Origin of the sequence: Thioalkalivibrio sp. ALE9 (assembly GCF_000377445.1) — a bacterium.
Classification (GTDB): Bacteria; Pseudomonadota; Gammaproteobacteria; order Ectothiorhodospirales; family Ectothiorhodospiraceae; genus Thioalkalivibrio.
In genome coordinates this window covers 12,724-30,591 of the sequence record NZ_KB898137.1, presented here as the reverse complement: position 1 = coordinate 30,591, position 17,868 = coordinate 12,724, and the positions used below count along the sequence as shown (strand labels likewise).

Sequence of the window (17,868 nt, the reverse complement as noted above, 5' to 3'; positions counted from 1 at the left end):
CGGATACGGGTTCGCGATAACGGCGACCGGGGCTTAATCCCCGGTCTCGAACCACGGGGCGCGCGCGGTCATGATCAGCGTCGACGCCTCTTCCGTATCCAGACCGGTCATCTCGACCACATCGTCGGATGCCTGCTCCGCCAGGTCCTCCATGGTGCACACGCCATGTGACGCCAGCTTGTTCGCCAGCGCCGCGGTCATGCCCTCCATGTTCAGGAGATCCTCGGCGGGCTGATAGCCCTCACGGCCTTCCTCGGCCGCAATGGCCTTGGTCAGAAGCGCATCGCTCGCGCGGTTGCGCAGCTCCTCGACCATGTCCTCGTCGAATTCCTCGATCGCGAGCAGCTCGGCCTCGTCCACGTAGGCCACCTCGTCCAGGGTGGTAAAGCCTTCCTGGACCAGGATGCCGGCGACTTCCTCGTCGACATCCAGGGCCTCCATGAAGAAGGTGACCAGCTGCTGTGCCTCGGCCTCGCTCTTCTCGGCCGCCTGCTCCTCGGTCATCACGTTCAGTTCCCAGCCGGTAAGCTGGGAGGCCAGGCGGATGTTCTGCCCACCGCGACCGATCGCGAGCGACAGCTTGTCCTCCTCGACCGCGATGTCCATCGACTGCTTGTCCTCGTCGACCACGATCGACAGGACCTCGGCCGGCGACATCGCATTGATCACGAACTGGGCCGGGTTCTCGTCCCAGACGATGATGTCGATACGCTCGCCCGCCAGTTCATTGGAGACCGACTGCACACGCGAGCCGCGCATGCCGACACAGGCACCGACCGGATCCAGGCGCGGATCGTTCGAGCGCACCGCGATCTTGGCGCGCATGCCCGGATCGCGCGCTGCGCCCATGATGTCGATGATGTTCTGCCCGACCTCCGGCACCTCGAGCTTGAACAGCTCGATCAGGAACTCCGGCGCGGTACGGCTGAGGATCAGCTGCGGGCCGCGCGCCTCGGGACGGATCTCCTTGAGGAAGCCGCGCAGGCGGTCATTGGTGCGTACGGTCTCGCGCGGGATCATGTGCTCGCGCGGGATCAGCGCCTCGGCGTTGCTGCCAAGATCCACGTAGGTCCCGTTGCGATCGGTGCGCTTGACGATACCCATGACCAGCGTGCCTACGCGATCCTGGTACTCCTCGACCACCTTGGCGCGTTCGGCCTCGCGCACCTTCTGCACGATGACCTGCTTGGCGGTCTGGGCGGCGATACGCCCGAAGTCGACGGCCTCGACCGGCTCCTCGATCACGTCGCCAACCTGCGCATCGGGGTTCTTCTGCTGGGCATAGGACAGCAGGATCTGGTACTCCGGGGACTCGAACTCCGGGTCCTCGTCGTCCACCACGGTCCAGCGCCGGAAGGCCTCGTAGTCGCCCTCCTCGCGGTCGATGCTTACGCGCACGTCCATCTTGCCGCCGTGGTACTTGCGGGTCGCCATCGCCAGGGCCGATTCCAGGGCGTCGAAGATGATGTCCTTCTCCACTCCCTTCTCGTTCGCCACGGCATCGGCGACCAGCAGGATCTCCTTGTTCATGTCTTGCCTCTCCGCACTCGGCAGTCACCTGCCGATTCAACAAAAGCGTAGCAGCGTCCCACGCAGCAGCCGCGTTACAGCTGCTCCAGGACGCGCGCGTTGTGGATCGCGGCCAGCGGCAGCTCGTAGGCCATGCCGTCCACTTCCACCTCGATCATGGGTTCGTCCACCGACAGCAGCACGCCACGGAAATTGCGGCGATCGTGCTCCGGCCATGACAGGCGCACCTTCACCGGGTGTCCGATGTAGCGCCGGAACTGCTCGGGGGTAAACAGGGGGCGTTCAACGCCCGGGCTGGAAACTTCCAGGGTGTAGTTGCCCTTCAGGACCTGCTCGACTTCCAGTACCGCGCCCACCTGCTCGCTGACCCGCGCGCAGTCATCCACGGTGACGCCGTTCTCGCCGTCGATAAAGATCCGCACGACGGGCGGCTTGGAACCGGCGTGATACTCCAGCCCCCAAAGCTGCATGCCCTCCCCCTCGACCACCGGGGTGAGCAGCGTGTTCAGTTGTTCAGCCTTCTGCGACAAGGGCGTCTCGATCGACTCCGTCCCGATGGCGGGACCCGGAAACAAAAAAAGGGCGCCGAACGCCCCTCGTACACCTCTAACGATGGCTGCAGCGACACGTCCGCTGCGAGGCGCGCGGGAGCGCGGCCTTAAGGACCCAACCCGGCCGCGAGCAGTTGCGGCCGGACCATCGATCCTTAACAAAAAGGCCCCATACGGGGCCTCTCTGACAATTGGTAGCGGGGGCAGGATTTGAACCTGCGACCTTCGGGTTATGAGCCCGACGAGCTGCCAGACTGCTCCACCCCGCATCCGAGACGCAGAACTATACCAAAGCGCCGTCCGGCGCCGCAAGGGTTTCCGATGATTATTTACCGGGTGCGGCGCTCGCCGGTGCGCAAGTGCGGGCGCAGGTCGTAGCGCCAGATGTACCCCGGCAGCGCGAACATCGCGAACAGCGACAGGGTGATCACATAGAACTCCCAGCCCTGCGAATGGATGCCACCGGTTGCCTGGAACTCCAGCCCCTTGCCGATCAGCCCGGCGAGGATATAGAGCCCGAACCACTCGAAGATCCGGGTCCAGGGCCCCTTGGTCCCATTTTTCGGCAGCACCATCAACGCGATGCGTTCACTCAGCCACGGCAGGTTCGCGCTGATGAACGCGACTACCACAAACCCCCAGACGAGGGCCTCGAACGGAATCCACTGTGTCACGACTTACCCAATGATTGCGTAGTGGGTGAGAGACAGCAGAAGCCCCGGGAAAATTCCCAGCAGCAGTACCGCCAGCCCGTTGATGCTGAGCGCGGTGGCCAGCGCGCCGGACGGCTGCACCGGCTCCTCGGCGCCCTCCTGCGGGTCATCGAAGAACATCATCTTGACCACGCGGAGGTAGTAGAAGGCGCCAATGATGGAGAAGATCACCGCAACGATCGCCAGCCACACCAGGTCGGCGCCCACGGCCGCCTGGATCACCGCCAGCTTGGCGTAGAACCCGACGGTCGGCGGCACGCCGGCCATCGAGAACAGCAGCAACAGCATGATGAAGGCGAACCAGGGGTTACGCTTGGCCAGGCCCTTGAAGTCGTCGATCTGGTCGGCTTCATACCCCTTGCGCGACAGGAACACGATCATGCCGAAGCCACCGGCCGCGGTGATCGCGTAGACGATCACGTAGAACATCGCCGAGGCGTAGCCGCTGTCGGTCCCCGCCAGGATGCCCATGAACAGGAAACCGATATGGGCAATGGTCGAGTAGGCGAGCATGCGCTTGATACTGGTCTGCGCGATCGCAATCACGTTGCCCACCGCCAGCGACAGCACGGCCAGGATGATCAGCATCCCCTGCCAGTCCGCGTGCATCGGGCCCATGCCCTCCACCAGCAAGCGCATCAGGAAGGCGAACGCGGCGATCTTCGGCGCGGTGGCAATGAACAGCGTCACCGCCGTCGGGGCGCCGTCGTAGACATCCGGCACCCACATATGGAACGGGACCGCCCCCAGCTTGAATGCGATCGCCACCACCAGGAACACCAGGCCGAACACCAGCGGGATGTTCAGGCTGTCGTCTGCGGCCACCAGCTCGGCGGCGATCACGGCGATATCCAGCGAGCCGGTCATGCCATAGATCATCGACATGCCGTACAGCAGCAGGCCGGAGGCCAGCGCGCCCAGCACGAAGTACTTCATCGCCGCCTCGGTCGCCCGGCTGTTGTCGCGCCAGAAGGCGACCAGCGCGTAGGACGACAGCGACAGCAGCTCCAGACCCAGGTACAGGGTCAGCAGGTTGTGCCCGGAGATCATGATCATCATGCCGAGCACCGCAAACAGGCCCAGCACGTAGAACTCGCCCTTGTGGATACCGCGCTCCATCAGGTATGGACGGGCATACAGGAACACCAGGAAGCTGGTCACGTACACCGCGACCTTCAGGATGTCGGCCATCGGGTCCTTCACGAAGGTATCCGAGAAGGTCAGGACCGTCTCCGGCCCCATCAGCCACAGCGTCAGGCCGGCCGCCGCGACCAGCGTCGCCTGCACCAGGCCGTAGGTGACATCGCGCCGCGAATCCGGCAGGAACGCGTCGATCACCAGGATCAGGCACGCCATCCCGAGCACGAACATCTCGGGCACGGCGGGGAGGAAATTGGGGATCTCGAAATTCATGTCAGGCGTCCCTTCAGAGCTTCGACTGCGCGATATGCGCCACGAGGTGGTCGATGGTCGCGTTCATCACATCCAGCAGCGGCGCCGGCCACACACCCAGCAGCAGGGTGAAGAAGGCCAGCACGCCCATCAGGAAGAACTCGCGGCGGTTCATGTCGGACAGGCCGGCCACGTTGTCATTGGCCACCGCGCCGAAGATCACGCGCTTGACCAGCCACAGGGTGTAGCCCGCGGCCAGGATCAGCGTGGTCGCGGCGAGGAAGGCGATCCAGAAGTCCGCCTTGAACGCGGCCAGGATGACCATGAACTCGCCGACGAAGCCGGAGGTGCCCGGCAACCCGGTGTTGGCCATCGCGAACAGCACGAAGAACGCGGCGAACCACGGCATGGTGTTCACCACGCCACCGTAGTCGGCGATCTGCCGGCTGTGCAGGCGGTCGTACAGCACGCCAACCGCGAGGAACATCGCCGCCGAGATGAAGCCGTGCGAGATCATCTGCACCATGCCGCCGGCAATACCCAGCGAGGCCCCTTCCCAGTCACCGGTGTTGGAGTAGATGTAGAAGGCGAGGAAGAAGCCCAGGGTCACAAAACCCATGTGCGCGATCGACGAATAGGCGATCAGCTTCTTCATGTCGCTCTGGATCAGCGCCACCACGCCGATGTACACGATCGCGATCAGCGACAGCACGATCATCAGCGTATCCAGCACCGCGCTGGCATCCGGGGTAATCGGCAGCGAGAAGCGCAGGAAGCCGTAGCCCCCGATCTTCAGCATGATCGCCGCCAGGATCACCGAGCCGCCGGTGGGCGCCTCCACGTGCGCATCCGGCAGCCAGGTATGTACCGGGAACATCGGGATCTTCACCGCGAACGCCATGAAGAACGCGAGGAAGATCAGTATCTGCGCGGTCATGCCGATCTGCAGGGCATGGAAGTCCTGGATCAGGAAGCTGCCGGACTGGATGTACATCCAGATCAGCGCGACCAGCATGAACACCGAGCCGAGGAAGGTGTAGAGGAAGAACTTCAGCGTCGCATAGACGCGCCGCGGCCCGCCCCAGATCCCGATCACCAGGAACATCGGGATCAACATCGCCTCGAAGAACACGTAGAACAGCACCGCGTCCATCGCCGCGAACATGCCGATCATCAGGCCTTCCATCACCAGCATCGCGGCCATGTAGTAGGCGATGCGGTCCTTCACCGATTCCCAGGCCGCCACCACGACCACCACGGTGATCAGCGTAGTCAGCAGGATCAGCGGCATGGAGATCCCGTCCACACCCAGGTGGTAGTTCACGTTGAACGCGGGAATCCACGAAGCCAGCTCCTGGAACTGCATCTCCGCGGTGCCACGCTCGAACGCGAACCACAGCGGCAGACTGGCCACAAAGGTCGCCACGGCCACCGCGAGCCCGAGCCGCCGCGCAACATGGGGCGCGTCGCGCCCGGCGGCAAGCACCAGGAAGCCGCCGAGAATCGGCAGCCAGATCAACAGACTCAAGATAGGCCAGTCAGCAAACATGGTCGTTCCTTGAAACAGCGATGGACTTCGAGCGCATGGGTGTCGAAGCCGCTCAGATCACGTAGGCGAACATCAGGACCAGCAGGCCGATGATCATCACGAACGCATAGTGGTAGAGGAAGCCGGACTGCATGTGGCGAATGCGCGCGGCGATCCAGCCGACCGAGCGCGCAGTCCCGTTGACCAGCAGCCCGTCGATGATCAGCGCATCACCGTAGCGCCACAGCGCACGGCCCAGTCGCACGGTCCCGCCGGCGAAGAACCAGTCATTGAAGCGGTCGAAGCCGTACTTGTCCTCGAGGATGCGCACACCCAGCTTCAGCCGTTCGGCAATCACGCCGGGCAGTTCGGGCCGCTTCATGTACAGGTACCAGGCCGTACCCAGGCCGGCCATGGCCAGCCAGAACGCGGGCAGCATCAGACCGTGCAGGACGAAGCCGACCACCCCGGTGTAGGTCTCGCCCTTGGTCGCCAGCACGTCCTGCTCCGGCAGCACGAACAGGCTGTCGGCGAAGAAGTCGCCGAACAGCATCGGGCCGATGAAGTAGCCGGCCACTACCGACGGGATCGCCAGCAGCACCAGCGGAACGGTCACCACCCACGGCGATTCCTTCGGCTGCAGCGGTCCGTGGTGATGATCGTCACCATGTTCGTCGTCGTGGTCATCGCCATGGTCAGGCATGTACTTGTGCGCCTGGTCATAGCGCTCTTCGCCATGGAACACCATGAAGAACATGCGGAAGGTGTACAGCGCGGTCACGAACACCCCGGCCAGGACCAGCCAGTAGGCGAACGTCGCCCCCGGGATCTGCGAGTACCCGACCGCCTCGATGATCGCGTCCTTGGAGAAGAAGCCGGAGAAAAACGGGAACCCGATCAGCGCCAGCGAACCGATCAGCGCGGTCACGTAGGTGACCGGCATGTGCCGGCGCAGCCCGCCCATCGCACGCATGTCCTGCAGGTGGTGCATCGCGATGATCACCGAGCCCGCGGCCAGGAACAGCAGCGCCTTGAAGAAGGCGTGCGTCATCAGGTGGAACAACCCGGCGGCGTAGGCCGAGGCCCCCAGCGCCACGGTCATGTAGCCGAGCTGCGACAGCGTCGAATACGCGACCACGCGCTTGATGTCGTTCTGCACGAGCCCGATCAGGCCCATGAAGAACGCGGTGATCGCCCCGATGATCAGGATGAACGACAGCGCCGGAACGGAGAACTCGTACAGCGGCGACATGCGCGCCACCATGAAGATGCCCGCGGTCACCATGGTCGCCGCGTGGATCAGCGCGGAGATCGGGGTCGGACCCTCCATGGAGTCCGGCAGCCAGACGTGCAGCGGCACCTGGGCGGACTTACCCATCGCACCGATGAACAGGAAGATCAGCGCCAGATCCAGCAGACCGAAGGTCCAGCCCGGCCAGATGGTGATGGTCGCATCCCGCATCGACTCGGCTTCGGCAAACACCTCGGTGTAGTTCAGGCTGCCGGCGTAGAACACCAGCGCGGCGATCCCGATCAGGAACCCGAAGTCCCCCACCCGGTTCACGATGAACGCCTTCATGTTGGCGTAGATCGCGGTCGGGCGCTTGTACCAGAAGCCGATCAGCAGGTAGGAGACCAGACCCACAGCCTCCCAGCCGAAGAACAGCTGCATGAAGTTGTTCGCCATCACCAGCATCAGCATGGAGAAGGTGAACAGCGAGATGTAGGCGAAGAAGCGCTGGTAACCCGGATCGTCCTGCATGTAGCCGATGGTGTAGATGTGCACCATCAGCGACACGAAGGTGACCACCAGCATCATCATCGCGGTCAGGTTGTCGACCAGGAATCCGACCTCGAACTGGATGCCGTCGGAGACCATCCAGGTGTAGACGGTCTCGTTGTAGACCCCGGCATCCCCGAACACGTGGGCCCAGAACACCACCACGGACAGGATGAACGAGATCGCCACCCCCAGGATGGTGACGCTGTGCGCGCCGGTACGCCCGATCTGGCGGCCGAACAGCCCGGCGGCAATCGCGCCGAACAGCGGCGCCAGAACGATAAGCAGATAGATCGTATCCATGGCCCGTTATCCCTTCATTGCGTCCATGTCCTGGACGTTGATGGTTCCGCGGTTACGGAACAGCAACACCAGGATGGCGAGGCCGATGGCCGCCTCGGCCGCGGCGACGGTCAGGATGAAGAACACGAACACCTGGCCCGCGAGGTCCTGCAGGAAGAACGAGAAGGCGATGAAGTTGATGTTGACCGCGAGCATCATCAGCTCGATGCACATCAACAGCACGATCACGTTTTTCCGATTCAGGAAGATCCCGGCCACGCTGATGGAAAACAAAAGCGCGGCCAGCACCAGGTAGTGCTCTAGCGTAATCATGTTCTAGCCCTGAGTTCTTTCGGGGGCGGCTTCCGCCCCCGGTGTCCGGGTCCCGCCGCGCGCGGCCGGGATCCCCGATTGGGATTGCACTCGGTTTGCCTACTTGGATTCGTCCTCGCCGCCCGGCGCATCGGCCCCGGACCCCTGCCCACCCCGGCGCGGGGCCTTCTTCTTCTCCGACGCCATGGTGACCATGCGCACGCGACCCTCGCGCGAGACCGCCATCTGCTTGCCCGGATCGATGGACTTGTTGTCCGGACGCTTGCGCATGGTCAGCGAGATCGCGGCGATGATCGCGACCAGCAGGATCACCGCGGCAATCTCGAACGGATACACGTATTCGGTGTACAGGATCGCGCCCAGGGCCTCGGTATTGGCGTACTCGGGCCCGGCGCGTTCCGGGACGTCCATGGTGATGTAGCGGGTGATCACCAGCACCAGCACGGTGGCCATGGCCAGCGCGACCACGATGCCCACCGGCAGGTACTCGGTGAAGCCCTCGCGCAGCTTGGCCAGGTTGATGTCCAGCATCATCACCACGAACAGGAACAGCACCATCACCGCGCCGACGTACACCAGCACCAGCACGATACCGAGGAACTCGGCCTCCGCCAGCAACCACAGGGCGGCGGCCGCCACGAAACACAGCACCAGGAACAGCGCGGCATGTACCGGGTTGCGCACACTGATCATGGCCAGCGCGCCGCCCAGCAGGATCGCGCCGAACAGATAGAAAAGGACGAGCTCGAAGGTCATGAGGCGTTCCCTGCGTTACCGGTAGGGGGCATCGACCGCGCGCGCCTGCGCGATCTCTTTTTCGAAGCGATCACCAATGGCCAGGAGCTTGTCCTTGGTCATGATCTGCTCGCCCCGGTTCTCGAAGTGGTACTCGAAGATGTGCGTCTCGACGATGGAATCCACCGGGCAGGCCTCCTCGCAGAAGCCGCAGAAGATGCACTTGAACAGGTCGATGTCATAGCGCGTGGTGCGGCGCGTGCCGTCGGCGCGCTCCTCGGAATCGATAGTGATCGCCAGCGCCGGGCAGACCGCCTCGCACAGCTTGCAGGCGATGCAGCGCTCTTCCCCATTGGGGTAGCGGCGCAGGGCATGCAGGCCCCGGAAACGCGGCGACATCGGAGTCTTCTCGTCCGGGTACTGCACGGTGAACTTGCGACTCAGCAGGTACCGCCCGGTCAGGCGCAGCCCCAGCAGCAGCTCGAAGAACAGGAAACTCTTGAAGAAACGGCGCACGGCTTTCATCTCGAACTCCTCACGCGAACCACGGGCCGACGTTGAAGGCGACCAGCACGCCCTCGACGAACAACCAGACGATGGTCACCGGGATCAGGACCTTCCAGCCCAGGCGCATGATCTGGTCATAGCGATAGCGCGGGAAGGTGGCGCGGAACCACAGGAAGGCGAACAGGAAGATCGCGGTCTTGAACAGGAACCAGTGGATCCCGTGATCCAGCAACGAACCGATCACCGGCAGATCGAAGGCGGCCGCCGGCAGGATCCCCTGGAACGGCGACAGCCAGCCGCCGAGGAACAGGATCGCGGTCAGCGCCGAGATCAGGATCATGTTGGCATATTCCGCGAGGAAGAACACCGCGAACGCCATGCCCGAGTATTCCACATGGAAACCCGCGACGATCTCGGACTCGCCTTCCGCGACGTCGAACGGGGCGCGGTTGGTCTCCGCGATCCCGGAGATGAAATACACGAAGAACATCGGCAGCAGCGGGAGCAGGAACCAGTGGTACATGCTCCCCGACTGCGCCTCGATAATCCCGCCCACGTTCAGGGTGCCGGCGGCCATCAGCACCCCGACCAGGGCAAAGCCCATCGCGATCTCGTAGGACACCAGCTGCGCGGCCGAACGCAGCGAACCCAGCAGCGCGTATTTCGAGTTCGAGGCCCAGCCGGCGATGATGATGCCGTACACACCCAGCGAGGTCAGCGCCAGCAGGTACAGGAGTCCGGCATTCACATCCGCCAGCGCCCCGCCCTCGAAGAACGGCACCACCGCCCAGGCGGCCAGGGCCGGGGCGATCGTCAGTACCGGCGCGCTCAGGAACAGAAAGCGGTTGGCGTTGGTCGGGAGGATGACCTCCTTGGTCAGCAGCTTCAGCGCATCCGCGATCGGCTGCAGCCAGCCCCGCGGGCCGACCCGGTTCGGGCCCACCCGCACGTGGGCGTAGCCAATCACCTTGCGCTCGGCAAAGGTGGTGTAGGCCACGGCCAGCATCAGCGGGATCACGATCAGCTGAATGCCGATCAGGATCTGCATCACGGTCGGCAGGCTGTAGAAGAGGTTCATCATCCAGTCGAACATGTCTTAAGTCCCTCAGGCCCGCGCCAGCGCGACCGTGGTGTTCGGCAGGCCGAGGGCCCCCATCGCCGCGGAGCCCGCGAAGGTCACGGCCAGGCCCGGCGGTACCGAATCGTCCAGCAGCAGGGTCAGTTCCGTCTCGGCCTTGCCCTGACGCAGCCGCACGCGACTGCCGTGGGCATGCCCGCCGGCGGAGTCGGGGTGCACCAGCACGCTCTCCGCCAGTTGCCCCTCGGGGCTGGTCTGCAACGGCTCGGCGCGGCGAAGCAGCGGATCGCCGCTGTAGAGAGCGGCCGCCTGCACGCGCTGAAGGCCCTCGCCGCTGCCGGCCTCGGGCAGTTCCACATGCACCTTGTTCAGGTTGACGCCCGTGTCGAAGCTGGCATCGGCCAGCTGCCCCTTCAGCTCGTCCCGCACCGCAGGCGAGTCGAGATAATCGAAGCCGGCCTGCTCCAGCAGGTTGCCCAGCACACGCCACACCTTCCACCCGGGGCGCGCGTCATCCGGCGTGCGCGCGGCGGCGCGGAAGCTCTGCCAGCGACCCTCGGCGTTCACGAAGGTTCCGGAGTGCTCGAAGCTGGTGGCGATCGGCAGCAGAACATCGGCGACCGCCTCGAGGTCCTCGTTCGCGAAACTGGTGAGTGCGACGACCAGCCCGGCCTGTTGCAGGGCCGCGCGGAAGGCGACCGGGTCGGCGCCGTCACGCCCCGGCTCGAGCCCGGCGATCACGAAGGCGTCGCGGCCCTGTTCCAGCATCGCGGCGGCATCGGCGCCGGCAGTCTCCAGCTCGCGGCCGGCCGGACCGCGATGCGGCAGTACACCCGCGAGCCATGCGCCCCCGGCATTGGCGCCCTGCGGGAGGTAGCCCAGGCTCGCCCCGGTATGCTTGGCGATCCAGCCGGCCAGGGCCCGCAACGTGGAGAAGGCCGGCCCCTGCATCGCGGCAGCCCCGAGCAGGACGTGACCCTGCTTCGCGTCCAGCAGGGCCCGCGCGGCGCGTTCGAAGGCCTCGCGCGTGGCGGGGTCGTCGGTCCCGGCCGCCTTGACGACCTTTTCCAGCTTCTTCGGCAGCGCCTTGCCGGCCGCGGCGATCTGTCCGGCGACCCCGGCCAGCGCCAGCACCTGGTCGTGCGCGTCACCGACCAGCTGGGCCTGCACCGGATAGGTCAGATCCAGCAGCATGTCGTTGATCAGGCTGACCCGGGCACCACGCGAGGCGGCCTTGCGCAGGCGGTGCGCAATCAGCGGCTGCTCGCGACGCGGGTTGCTGCCGACCAGCAGGACGCCATCGGCGTTTTCCAGATCGCCGATCGCGGCACCCAGATAGGGGAACAGCGGCGCTGCGGCCTCGTCGCGGAAATCGCGCTGGTTCACGCGGTGATCGATATCGGTCACACCCATGCCGCGCAGCACCTTCTGCGCGAGATAGTGCTCCTCCAGCGAGAGCGAAGGCGACAACAGGGCGCCGATGCGCTCCGGAGCGACCTCTTTGAGGCCCTCGACCGCATAGCTCAGCGCGGTCTCCCAGGAGACCTCCTGCCACTGGCCATCGACCTTGATGCGCGGACGGGTCAGGCGATCCTCGGCGTACAGGCCCGTGTAGCTGAAACGGTCGCGGTCGGAGATCCAGGTCTCGTTGACGGCCTCGTTCTCGCGCGGGACCACGCGCATCGCGCGGCCGTCATCGGTATGCAGGAACAGGTTGGAGCCCACGGCATCGTGCGGGGCAATGGTGGCGGCCTGGGCATATTCCCAGGCACGCGCGCCATAGCGCGACGGCTTGGCGGTCAGCGCGCCCACCGGGCACAGGTCGATCACGTTGCCCGACAGCTCGTGGGCGACGGTCTTCTCGACGTAGGTGCCGATGCGCATGTGCTCGCCGCGCCCGGTCGCCCCCAGCTCGCGCACCCCGGCGATCTCCTCGCCGAAGCGCACACAGCGGGTGCAGTGGATGCAGCGGGTCATCTCGGTCTCGATCAGCGGACCGATGTCCTTGTCCTTCACCACGCGCTTGGCCTCGGTGTAGGTGGACACGCTCTCGCCGTAGCCCATGGCCACGTCCTGCAGCTCGCACTCGCCGCCCTGATCGCAGATCGGGCAATCCAGCGGGTGGTTGATCAGCAGGAACTCCATGGTCCCCTTCTGCGCGCGCAGCGCCAGCGGGGACTGGGTGTACACCTTCATCCCGTCCATCACGGGCGTCGCACAGGCCGGCAGCGGCTTCGGCGCCTTCTCCACCTCCACCAGGCACATGCGGCAGTTGGCCGCCACCGACAGCTTCTTGTGATAGCAGAAGCGCGGGATGCGGATATCGGCATCATCGGCGACGTCGATGAGCATGGCGCCCTTTGGCGCCTCCACCGTACGGCCGTCAATCTCGATGCTGACCAGATCCTGTTTCTGATCCTGACTCATGCTCGATTCCTGATGCGATGGCGCGGTAGAGCGTCAGGCGGCGTCTGCCACCGGGCTCCGGCCGTGCTGGATGTAGTATTCGAATTCGTGGCGGAAGTGCTTGACGAAGCTGCGCACCGGCATGGCCGCGGCGTCGCCCAGGGCGCAGATGGTGTGCCCCTCGATCTTGCTCGCCACGTCGTCCAGGCGTTCCAGGTCCTCGGGACGGCCCTGGCCTTCCACGATGCGGGTCAGCATGCGGTAGAGCCAGCCGGTCCCCTCGCGGCAGGGCGTGCACTGGCCGCAGGACTCGGAGAAGTAGAAACGCGAGATGCGCTGCAGGGCCTTGACCATGTCGGCGGTCTCGTCCATCACGATCACCGCGCCGGAACCCAGCATGGAGCCGGCATGGGCGATGGAGTCGAAGTCCATGTTCGCCTGCAGCATCGCGTCGCCCGGGACCACCGGCACCGAGGAGCCGCCCGGGATCACCGCCTTCAGCTTGCGGCCGTTCAGCACCCCGCCGGCCATCTCGAGGAGATCCTTGAACGGCGTGCCCAGCGGGATCTCGTAGTTGCCCGGCTTGTTCACATGCCCGGAGACGGAGAACAGCTTCTCGCCACCCGACTTGGGCACGCCGAGATCCGCGAACCACTGGCCACCATTCCGAATGATGGACGGGATGGACGCCAGCGACTCGGTGTTGTTGATCGTGGTCGGCTTGCCGTACAGACCGAAGTTGGCCGGGAACGGCGGCTTGAAGCGCGGCTGGCCCTTCTTGCCCTCCAGCGACTCCAGCAGGGCCGTCTCCTCGCCACAGATGTAGGCGCCCGCGCCCAGCGACGGGTGGAGATCGAAGTCGACCCCGGACCCGAAGATGTCCTTGCCCAGATAGCCGGCCTCGTAGGCCTCTTTCAGCGCCGCGGTGAAGCGCGTGTTCACCTCGTCCATGAACTCGCCGCGCATGTAGTTGTAGCCCACGGTCGCGCCAATGGCGTAGCCGGCGATCGCCATGCCCTCGATCAGGGCATGCGGGTTGTACATCAGGATCTCGCGGTCCTTGCAGGTGCCCGGCTCGGATTCGTCCGAATTGCAGACGATGTACTTCTGGCCCGGGGTGTTGCGCGGCATGAAGGACCATTTGAGCCCGGTCGGGAAGCCCGCGCCGCCGCGGCCGCGCAGGTTGGAGGTCTTGACCTCCTCGATCACGTCCTCGGGGGCCATCTTGCCCTTGTAGACCTTCTCCAGCGCCTGGTAGCCGCCGACGCTCTTGTAGGTCTCGAGCGAGGCCGGATCGTCCAGGTAGCGGGTCGCAAAGCAGATCTGGTTGGCCATGCTACTTCTCCAGACCGTCGAGGATCTCGTCGACCTTCTCGGGCGTGAGATTCTCGTAGTAGACGTGATCCACCTGCATCATCGGGGCGCCACAGCAGGCCGCCAGGCACTCCTCTTCCATCTTCAGGTAGAACTTGCCGTCCGGGGTGCTCTCGCCGAGCTTGATGCCGAGACGGTTCTCCAGATGCTCGATGATCTGCTCCGAGCCGCGCAGCATGCAGGAAATGTTGTTGCACACCATGATCGTGTGCTTGCCGACCGGCTCCAGCTCGTACATCGAGTAGAACGAGCCCACCTCGTAGACCGCGATCGCCGGCAGGCCGAGGTACTCGGCGACGGCGTCCATTTTGGCGGTGGAGAGATAGCCATCCTCGTGCTGCACCGCGCGCAGGGCGCCCAGCACCGCAGAGCGCTTCTGGTCTTCGGGATAGCGCGCCAGCCAGGCGTCGATCTCTTCGCGCTCGTGGTCGCTGAGCTCCACCTTCTTGCCGGCGGGCTTGTGGAAGGCGACGGTTTTCTGTTCGGCAGCCATCAGCGGTCGATCTCCCCGAATACGATGTCCTGGGTCCCGATAATGGCGACCACATCGGCCAGCATGTGGCCGCGCGCCATCTCGTCCAGCGCGGACAGGTGCACAAAGCCCGGCGGGCGAACCTTCAGGCGATAGGGCTTGTTGGAACCATCGGAGACCAGATACACCCCGAACTCGCCCTTCGGATGCTCCACCGCGGCGTAGGCCTCGCCTTCCGGCAGGCACATGCCCTCGGTGAACAGCTTGAAGTGGTGAATCAGGGCCTCCATGTCGGCCTTCATCTCCTCGCGCTTCGGCGGGGTGATCTTGTGATCCTCCAGCAGCACCGGGCCCGGGTTCTGGCGCAGCCAGTCCACGCACTGACGGATGATGCGGTTGGACTGGCGCATCTCCTCGATGCGCACCAGATAGCGGTCGTAGCAGTCGCCGTTGACGCCCACCGGGATATCGAAATCGAGGCGGTCATAGACCTCGTAGGGCTGCTTCTTGCGCAGGTCCCACTCGATGCCGGAGCCGCGCAGCATTGGACCGGTAAAGCCCAGCTGCTTGGCACGGTCGGGATCGACCACGCCGATGCCCACGGTGCGCTGCTTCCAGATCCGGTTGTCGGTCAGCAGGGTCTCGTATTCGTCCACGCAGCCGGGGAAGCGCTCGGTGAAGGCCTCGATGAAGTCCAGCAGCGAGCCCTGGCGGATTTTATTCAGGTCATCCACCACTTCCTGGGATTTCCAGGAGGACGGCTGATACTTGGGCATCGTGCCCGGCAGGTCGCGCGCGACGCCGCCCGGACGGTAATAGGTCGCGTGCATGCGCGCACCCGAGACCGCCTCGTAGCAGTCCATCAGGTCCTCGCGCTCGCGGAAGGCATACAGGAACACCGCCATCGCGCCGATATCCAGCGCGTGGGCACCCAGCCACATCAGGTGATTCAGGATGCGGGTGATCTCGTCGAACATCACCCGGATGTACTGCGCCCGCAGCGGGGCCTCGATGCCCAGCAGCTTCTCCATCGCCAGCACGTAGCCGTGCTCGTTGGCCATCATCGACACGTAGTCGAGACGGTCCATGTAGCCGATGGACTGGTTGTACGGCTTGCTCTCGGCGAGCTTCTCGGTGCCGCGGTGCAGCAGGCCGATATGCGGGTCGGCGCGCTGCACGACCTCGCCGTCCATCTCCAGCACCAGACGCAGCACGCCGTGGGCGGACGGATGCTGCGGCCCGAAGTTCAGGGTGAAGTTGCGAATCTCAGGCATTCTCGGCTCCTTCGCCCGGCTTCTCGCCCTCGCTGTAGCGATGGTCGTCGCGGATCACCTTGGGCACCAGCACGCGCGGCTCGATGGTCACCGGCTGGTACACCACGCGCGCCTGTTCGGCGTCGTAGCGCATCTCGACATGACCAATCAGCGGGAAATCCTTGCGGAACGGATGCCCGACGAACCCGTAGTCGGTGAGGATGCGGCGCAGGTCCGGATGCCCGGAGAACAGGATCCCGAACAGGTCGAAGGCCTCGCGCTCGAACCAGTTGGCCGAGGCCCAGACCTCCACCAGCGACTCGATCTCGGGAAATTCCTCATCGTCCAGCCAGGCCCGCATGCGGACGCGGCGGTTGTGCGCCACCGACAGGAGGTGGGCCACCACGGTGAAGCGCGGCCCGTCCCAGTTGGAATCTTCCGGCGCGTCATCGAAGGTGAAGCGACCCGAGGTCGCAGCCTCGACTCCCCGGGAGAAGCCCGTATTGGTGGCGGAATCGGTACCCCACTCGTCCTGGCCGTATTCGAGGTAATCCACCCCGCACAGGTCGATCAGGATCTCGAAACCCAGCGCATCACGAAGCTTCTCGCCCGCCTCGCGCCAGGACCCGGGCGTGATATCGACGGTGATCTCGTCGTTCGCCTCGTGCAGGCTTTCCAGGGCATCGCCCAGTTCCGCCCGCAGGGCGTCGATCCAGTTGTCTTGTTCAGCCATCGGAAACCCCGGGTGCGTCAGCGCGCGATGGTGTTCGTGCGCCGGATCTTGTTCTGCAGCTGGATGATGCCGTAGAGCAGCGCCTCGGCCGTCGGCGGGCAACCCGGCACGTAGACATCCACCGGCACGATGCGGTCGCAGCCGCGCACGACGGCGTAGGAGTAGTGGTAGTACCCGCCCCCGTTGGCACAGGAGCCCATGGAGATCACCCAGCGTGGCTCGGGCATCTGGTCGTAGACCTTGCGCAGGGCCGGGGCCATCTTGTTGACCAGGGTGCCGGCGACGATCATCACGTCCGACTGGCGCGGACTGGGCCGGAAGATAATCCCGAAGCGGTCGAGGTCATAGCGCGCCGCACCGGCGTGCATCATCTCCACCGCGCAGCACGCCAGGCCGAAGGTCATCGGCCACAGGGAGCCGGTACGGGCCCAGTTGATGAGCTTGTCCGCCGAGGTCGTGACGAAGCCCTTTTCAAGAACGCCTTCTATTCCCATTCCAGCGCCCCCTTCTTCCACTCGTAAATGAAACCGACCACCAGAATGACGAGAAACAGCGCCATCGCAAGAAGCCCGAACAGGCCAATGGTGTCTAGCGACACTGCCCACGGGAACAGGAAGGCGATCTCCAGATCGAAGATGATGAACAGGATCGCCACCAGGTAGAAGCGCACATCAAACTTGAGCCGCGAGTCCTCGAAGGCCTCGAAGCCGCACTCGTAGGGCGAGTTCTTGGCGGCGTCCGGCTTGCGCGGACCCACCGCCATACCGACGATCAGCGGTACGATCCCGATCACGATGCCCACTGCGATGAACAGCAGGATGGGTAGATAACCTTCCAGCATTTCTCTCTCCCGTACGCCGCCTCTGGCGGGCAGGTTCGCGAGGCGTCGCGTGGATCGGGCGCGCCGGCGAGCCGTTCAGCGTTGCTGGTTGAAAGCGCGGGTACGGACCGCCCTCGTGGAGACGAGACAGGACCGCACACCGGGCACGGAGTCTAGGTGATGCCCAAAAACGGTGTCAAGTATTCGTAATTTTATAAGACGCTGATTTTATTGTTATTTGGCCCGGGCACTCAGGAACAGAGAGCAACCCGGGCCATCCAGAATTTGGTGCAGATGGTGGGACTCGAACCCACACGGCTTGCGCCACTACCCCCTCAAGATAGCGTGTCTACCAATTCCACCACATCTGCCGTTTGGTAC

At 64.7% G+C, this 17,868-nt stretch carries 17 protein-coding genes and 2 tRNA genes; all 19 read right to left on the bottom strand.

The features are described 5' to 3' along the window. Nucleotides 1-33 precede the first annotated feature (33 nt). Nucleotides 34-1,530 (bottom strand): transcription termination factor NusA, encoded by a 1,497-nt coding sequence (nusA, locus tag D106_RS0113255; RefSeq protein ID WP_018880336.1) that lies wholly within the window; start codon nucleotides 1,528-1,530, stop codon nucleotides 34-36. A 74-nt stretch (nucleotides 1,531-1,604) separates the two neighbouring features. Next, nucleotides 1,605-2,060 (bottom strand): ribosome maturation factor RimP, encoded by a 456-nt coding sequence (gene rimP, locus D106_RS0113250; protein WP_018867801.1) that lies wholly within the window; start codon nucleotides 2,058-2,060, stop codon nucleotides 1,605-1,607. A gap of 213 nt (nucleotides 2,061-2,273) precedes the next feature. After that, nucleotides 2,274-2,350, bottom strand: a tRNA-Met gene (locus D106_RS0113245). 60 nt (nucleotides 2,351-2,410) lie between these two features. Further along, nucleotides 2,411-2,755: a DUF2818 family protein gene (locus D106_RS0113240; RefSeq protein WP_018867800.1), complete on the bottom strand. Its 345-nt coding sequence runs from the start codon at nucleotides 2,753-2,755 to the stop codon at nucleotides 2,411-2,413. Nucleotides 2,756-2,758: 3 nt separating this feature from the next. Next, nucleotides 2,759-4,207: an NADH-quinone oxidoreductase subunit NuoN gene (gene nuoN / locus D106_RS0113235; protein ID WP_018880335.1), complete on the bottom strand. Its 1,449-nt coding sequence runs from the start codon at nucleotides 4,205-4,207 to the stop codon at nucleotides 2,759-2,761. Between the two features lie 13 nt (nucleotides 4,208-4,220). Further along, a complete protein-coding gene (locus tag D106_RS0113230) occupies nucleotides 4,221-5,735 on the bottom strand; it encodes an NADH-quinone oxidoreductase subunit M (protein WP_018867798.1) in 1,515 nt (504 codons plus the stop codon). A gap of 52 nt (nucleotides 5,736-5,787) precedes the next feature. Further along, nucleotides 5,788-7,797, bottom strand: coding sequence for an NADH-quinone oxidoreductase subunit L (gene nuoL, locus D106_RS0113225; protein WP_018880334.1), 2,010 nt, complete (start codon nucleotides 7,795-7,797; stop codon nucleotides 5,788-5,790). Between the two features lie 6 nt (nucleotides 7,798-7,803). Beyond that, the gene (nuoK, locus tag D106_RS0113220; protein WP_018141813.1) at nucleotides 7,804-8,109 is read right to left on the bottom strand and encodes an NADH-quinone oxidoreductase subunit NuoK; all 306 of its coding nucleotides are present in this window, start codon (nucleotides 8,107-8,109) and stop codon (nucleotides 7,804-7,806) included. A 99-nt stretch (nucleotides 8,110-8,208) separates the two neighbouring features. Continuing rightward, nucleotides 8,209-8,865 (bottom strand): NADH-quinone oxidoreductase subunit J, encoded by a 657-nt coding sequence (locus D106_RS0113215; RefSeq protein ID WP_018877164.1) that lies wholly within the window; start codon nucleotides 8,863-8,865, stop codon nucleotides 8,209-8,211. Between the two features lie 15 nt (nucleotides 8,866-8,880). Next, nucleotides 8,881-9,369 carry an NADH-quinone oxidoreductase subunit NuoI gene (gene nuoI, locus D106_RS0113210; protein ID WP_018141815.1) on the bottom strand — a complete coding sequence of 163 codons (489 nt, stop codon included), beginning with the start codon at nucleotides 9,367-9,369 and terminating at the stop codon, nucleotides 8,881-8,883. A gap of 10 nt (nucleotides 9,370-9,379) precedes the next feature. Continuing rightward, complete coding sequence (gene nuoH, locus D106_RS0113205) at nucleotides 9,380-10,444, bottom strand: NADH-quinone oxidoreductase subunit NuoH (protein WP_018867795.1); 1,065 nt, start codon at nucleotides 10,442-10,444, stop codon at nucleotides 9,380-9,382. A gap of 12 nt (nucleotides 10,445-10,456) precedes the next feature. Continuing rightward, nucleotides 10,457-12,856 carry an NADH-quinone oxidoreductase subunit NuoG gene (gene nuoG / locus D106_RS0113200; RefSeq protein WP_018880333.1) on the bottom strand — a complete coding sequence of 800 codons (2,400 nt, stop codon included), beginning with the start codon at nucleotides 12,854-12,856 and terminating at the stop codon, nucleotides 10,457-10,459. Nucleotides 12,857-12,889: 33 nt separating this feature from the next. After that, the gene (gene nuoF / locus D106_RS0113195; protein ID WP_018875889.1) at nucleotides 12,890-14,170 is read right to left on the bottom strand and encodes an NADH-quinone oxidoreductase subunit NuoF; all 1,281 of its coding nucleotides are present in this window, start codon (nucleotides 14,168-14,170) and stop codon (nucleotides 12,890-12,892) included. 1 nt (nucleotide 14,171) lies between these two features. Then, complete coding sequence (gene nuoE, locus D106_RS0113190; protein ID WP_012982125.1) at nucleotides 14,172-14,702, bottom strand: NAD(P)H-dependent oxidoreductase subunit E; 531 nt, start codon at nucleotides 14,700-14,702, stop codon at nucleotides 14,172-14,174. Continuing rightward, nucleotides 14,702-15,955, bottom strand: coding sequence for an NADH-quinone oxidoreductase subunit D (locus D106_RS0113185; RefSeq protein ID WP_017941350.1), 1,254 nt, complete (start codon nucleotides 15,953-15,955; stop codon nucleotides 14,702-14,704). Before D106_RS0113185 ends, nuoE begins: the two co-directional genes overlap by 1 nt. Next, the gene (locus tag D106_RS0113180; RefSeq protein ID WP_018867791.1) at nucleotides 15,948-16,667 is read right to left on the bottom strand and encodes an NADH-quinone oxidoreductase subunit C; all 720 of its coding nucleotides are present in this window, start codon (nucleotides 16,665-16,667) and stop codon (nucleotides 15,948-15,950) included. Before D106_RS0113180 ends, D106_RS0113185 begins: the two co-directional genes overlap by 8 nt. Nucleotides 16,668-16,684: 17 nt before the next feature. Further along, nucleotides 16,685-17,161 (bottom strand): NADH-quinone oxidoreductase subunit B family protein, encoded by a 477-nt coding sequence (locus D106_RS0113175; protein WP_012982122.1) that lies wholly within the window; start codon nucleotides 17,159-17,161, stop codon nucleotides 16,685-16,687. Continuing rightward, on the bottom strand, nucleotides 17,152-17,508 hold the full coding sequence (locus tag D106_RS0113170; RefSeq protein WP_017941353.1) for an NADH-quinone oxidoreductase subunit A: 357 nt from the start codon (nucleotides 17,506-17,508) through the stop codon (nucleotides 17,152-17,154). Before D106_RS0113170 ends, D106_RS0113175 begins: the two co-directional genes overlap by 10 nt. A 265-nt stretch (nucleotides 17,509-17,773) precedes the next feature. Further along, nucleotides 17,774-17,858: transfer RNA gene (locus tag D106_RS0113165), tRNA-Leu, on the bottom strand. Nucleotides 17,859-17,868 lie beyond the last annotated feature (10 nt).

Excerpts from the sequence above, each read along its gene's own strand:
- D106_RS0113180 (WP_018867791.1), bottom strand. The coding sequence starts at position 16,667 with ATGGCTGAACAAGACAACTGGATCGACGCCCTGCGGGCGGAACTGGGC.
- D106_RS0113170 (WP_017941353.1), bottom strand. The coding sequence starts at position 17,508 with ATGCTGGAAGGTTATCTACCCATCCTGCTGTTCATCGCAGTGGGCATC.
- nuoI (WP_018141815.1), bottom strand. The coding sequence starts at position 9,369 with ATGAAAGCCGTGCGCCGTTTCTTCAAGAGTTTCCTGTTCTTCGAGCTG.
- D106_RS0113175 (WP_012982122.1), bottom strand. The coding sequence starts at position 17,161 with ATGGGAATAGAAGGCGTTCTTGAAAAGGGCTTCGTCACGACCTCGGCG.
- nuoK (WP_018141813.1), bottom strand. The coding sequence starts at position 8,109 with ATGATTACGCTAGAGCACTACCTGGTGCTGGCCGCGCTTTTGTTTTCC.
- nusA (WP_018880336.1), bottom strand. The coding sequence starts at position 1,530 with ATGAACAAGGAGATCCTGCTGGTCGCCGATGCCGTGGCGAACGAGAAG.
- D106_RS0113215 (WP_018877164.1), bottom strand. The coding sequence starts at position 8,865 with ATGACCTTCGAGCTCGTCCTTTTCTATCTGTTCGGCGCGATCCTGCTG.
- nuoF (WP_018875889.1), bottom strand. The coding sequence starts at position 14,170 with ATGGCCAACCAGATCTGCTTTGCGACCCGCTACCTGGACGATCCGGCC.
- nuoH (WP_018867795.1), bottom strand. The coding sequence starts at position 10,444 with ATGTTCGACTGGATGATGAACCTCTTCTACAGCCTGCCGACCGTGATG.
- D106_RS0113185 (WP_017941350.1), bottom strand. The coding sequence starts at position 15,955 with ATGCCTGAGATTCGCAACTTCACCCTGAACTTCGGGCCGCAGCATCCG.
- nuoE (WP_012982125.1), bottom strand. The coding sequence starts at position 14,702 with ATGGCTGCCGAACAGAAAACCGTCGCCTTCCACAAGCCCGCCGGCAAG.
- nuoN (WP_018880335.1), bottom strand. The coding sequence starts at position 4,207 with ATGAATTTCGAGATCCCCAATTTCCTCCCCGCCGTGCCCGAGATGTTC.
- D106_RS0113230 (WP_018867798.1), bottom strand. The coding sequence starts at position 5,735 with ATGTTTGCTGACTGGCCTATCTTGAGTCTGTTGATCTGGCTGCCGATT.
- nuoL (WP_018880334.1), bottom strand. The coding sequence starts at position 7,797 with ATGGATACGATCTATCTGCTTATCGTTCTGGCGCCGCTGTTCGGCGCG.
- nuoG (WP_018880333.1), bottom strand. The coding sequence starts at position 12,856 with ATGAGTCAGGATCAGAAACAGGATCTGGTCAGCATCGAGATTGACGGC.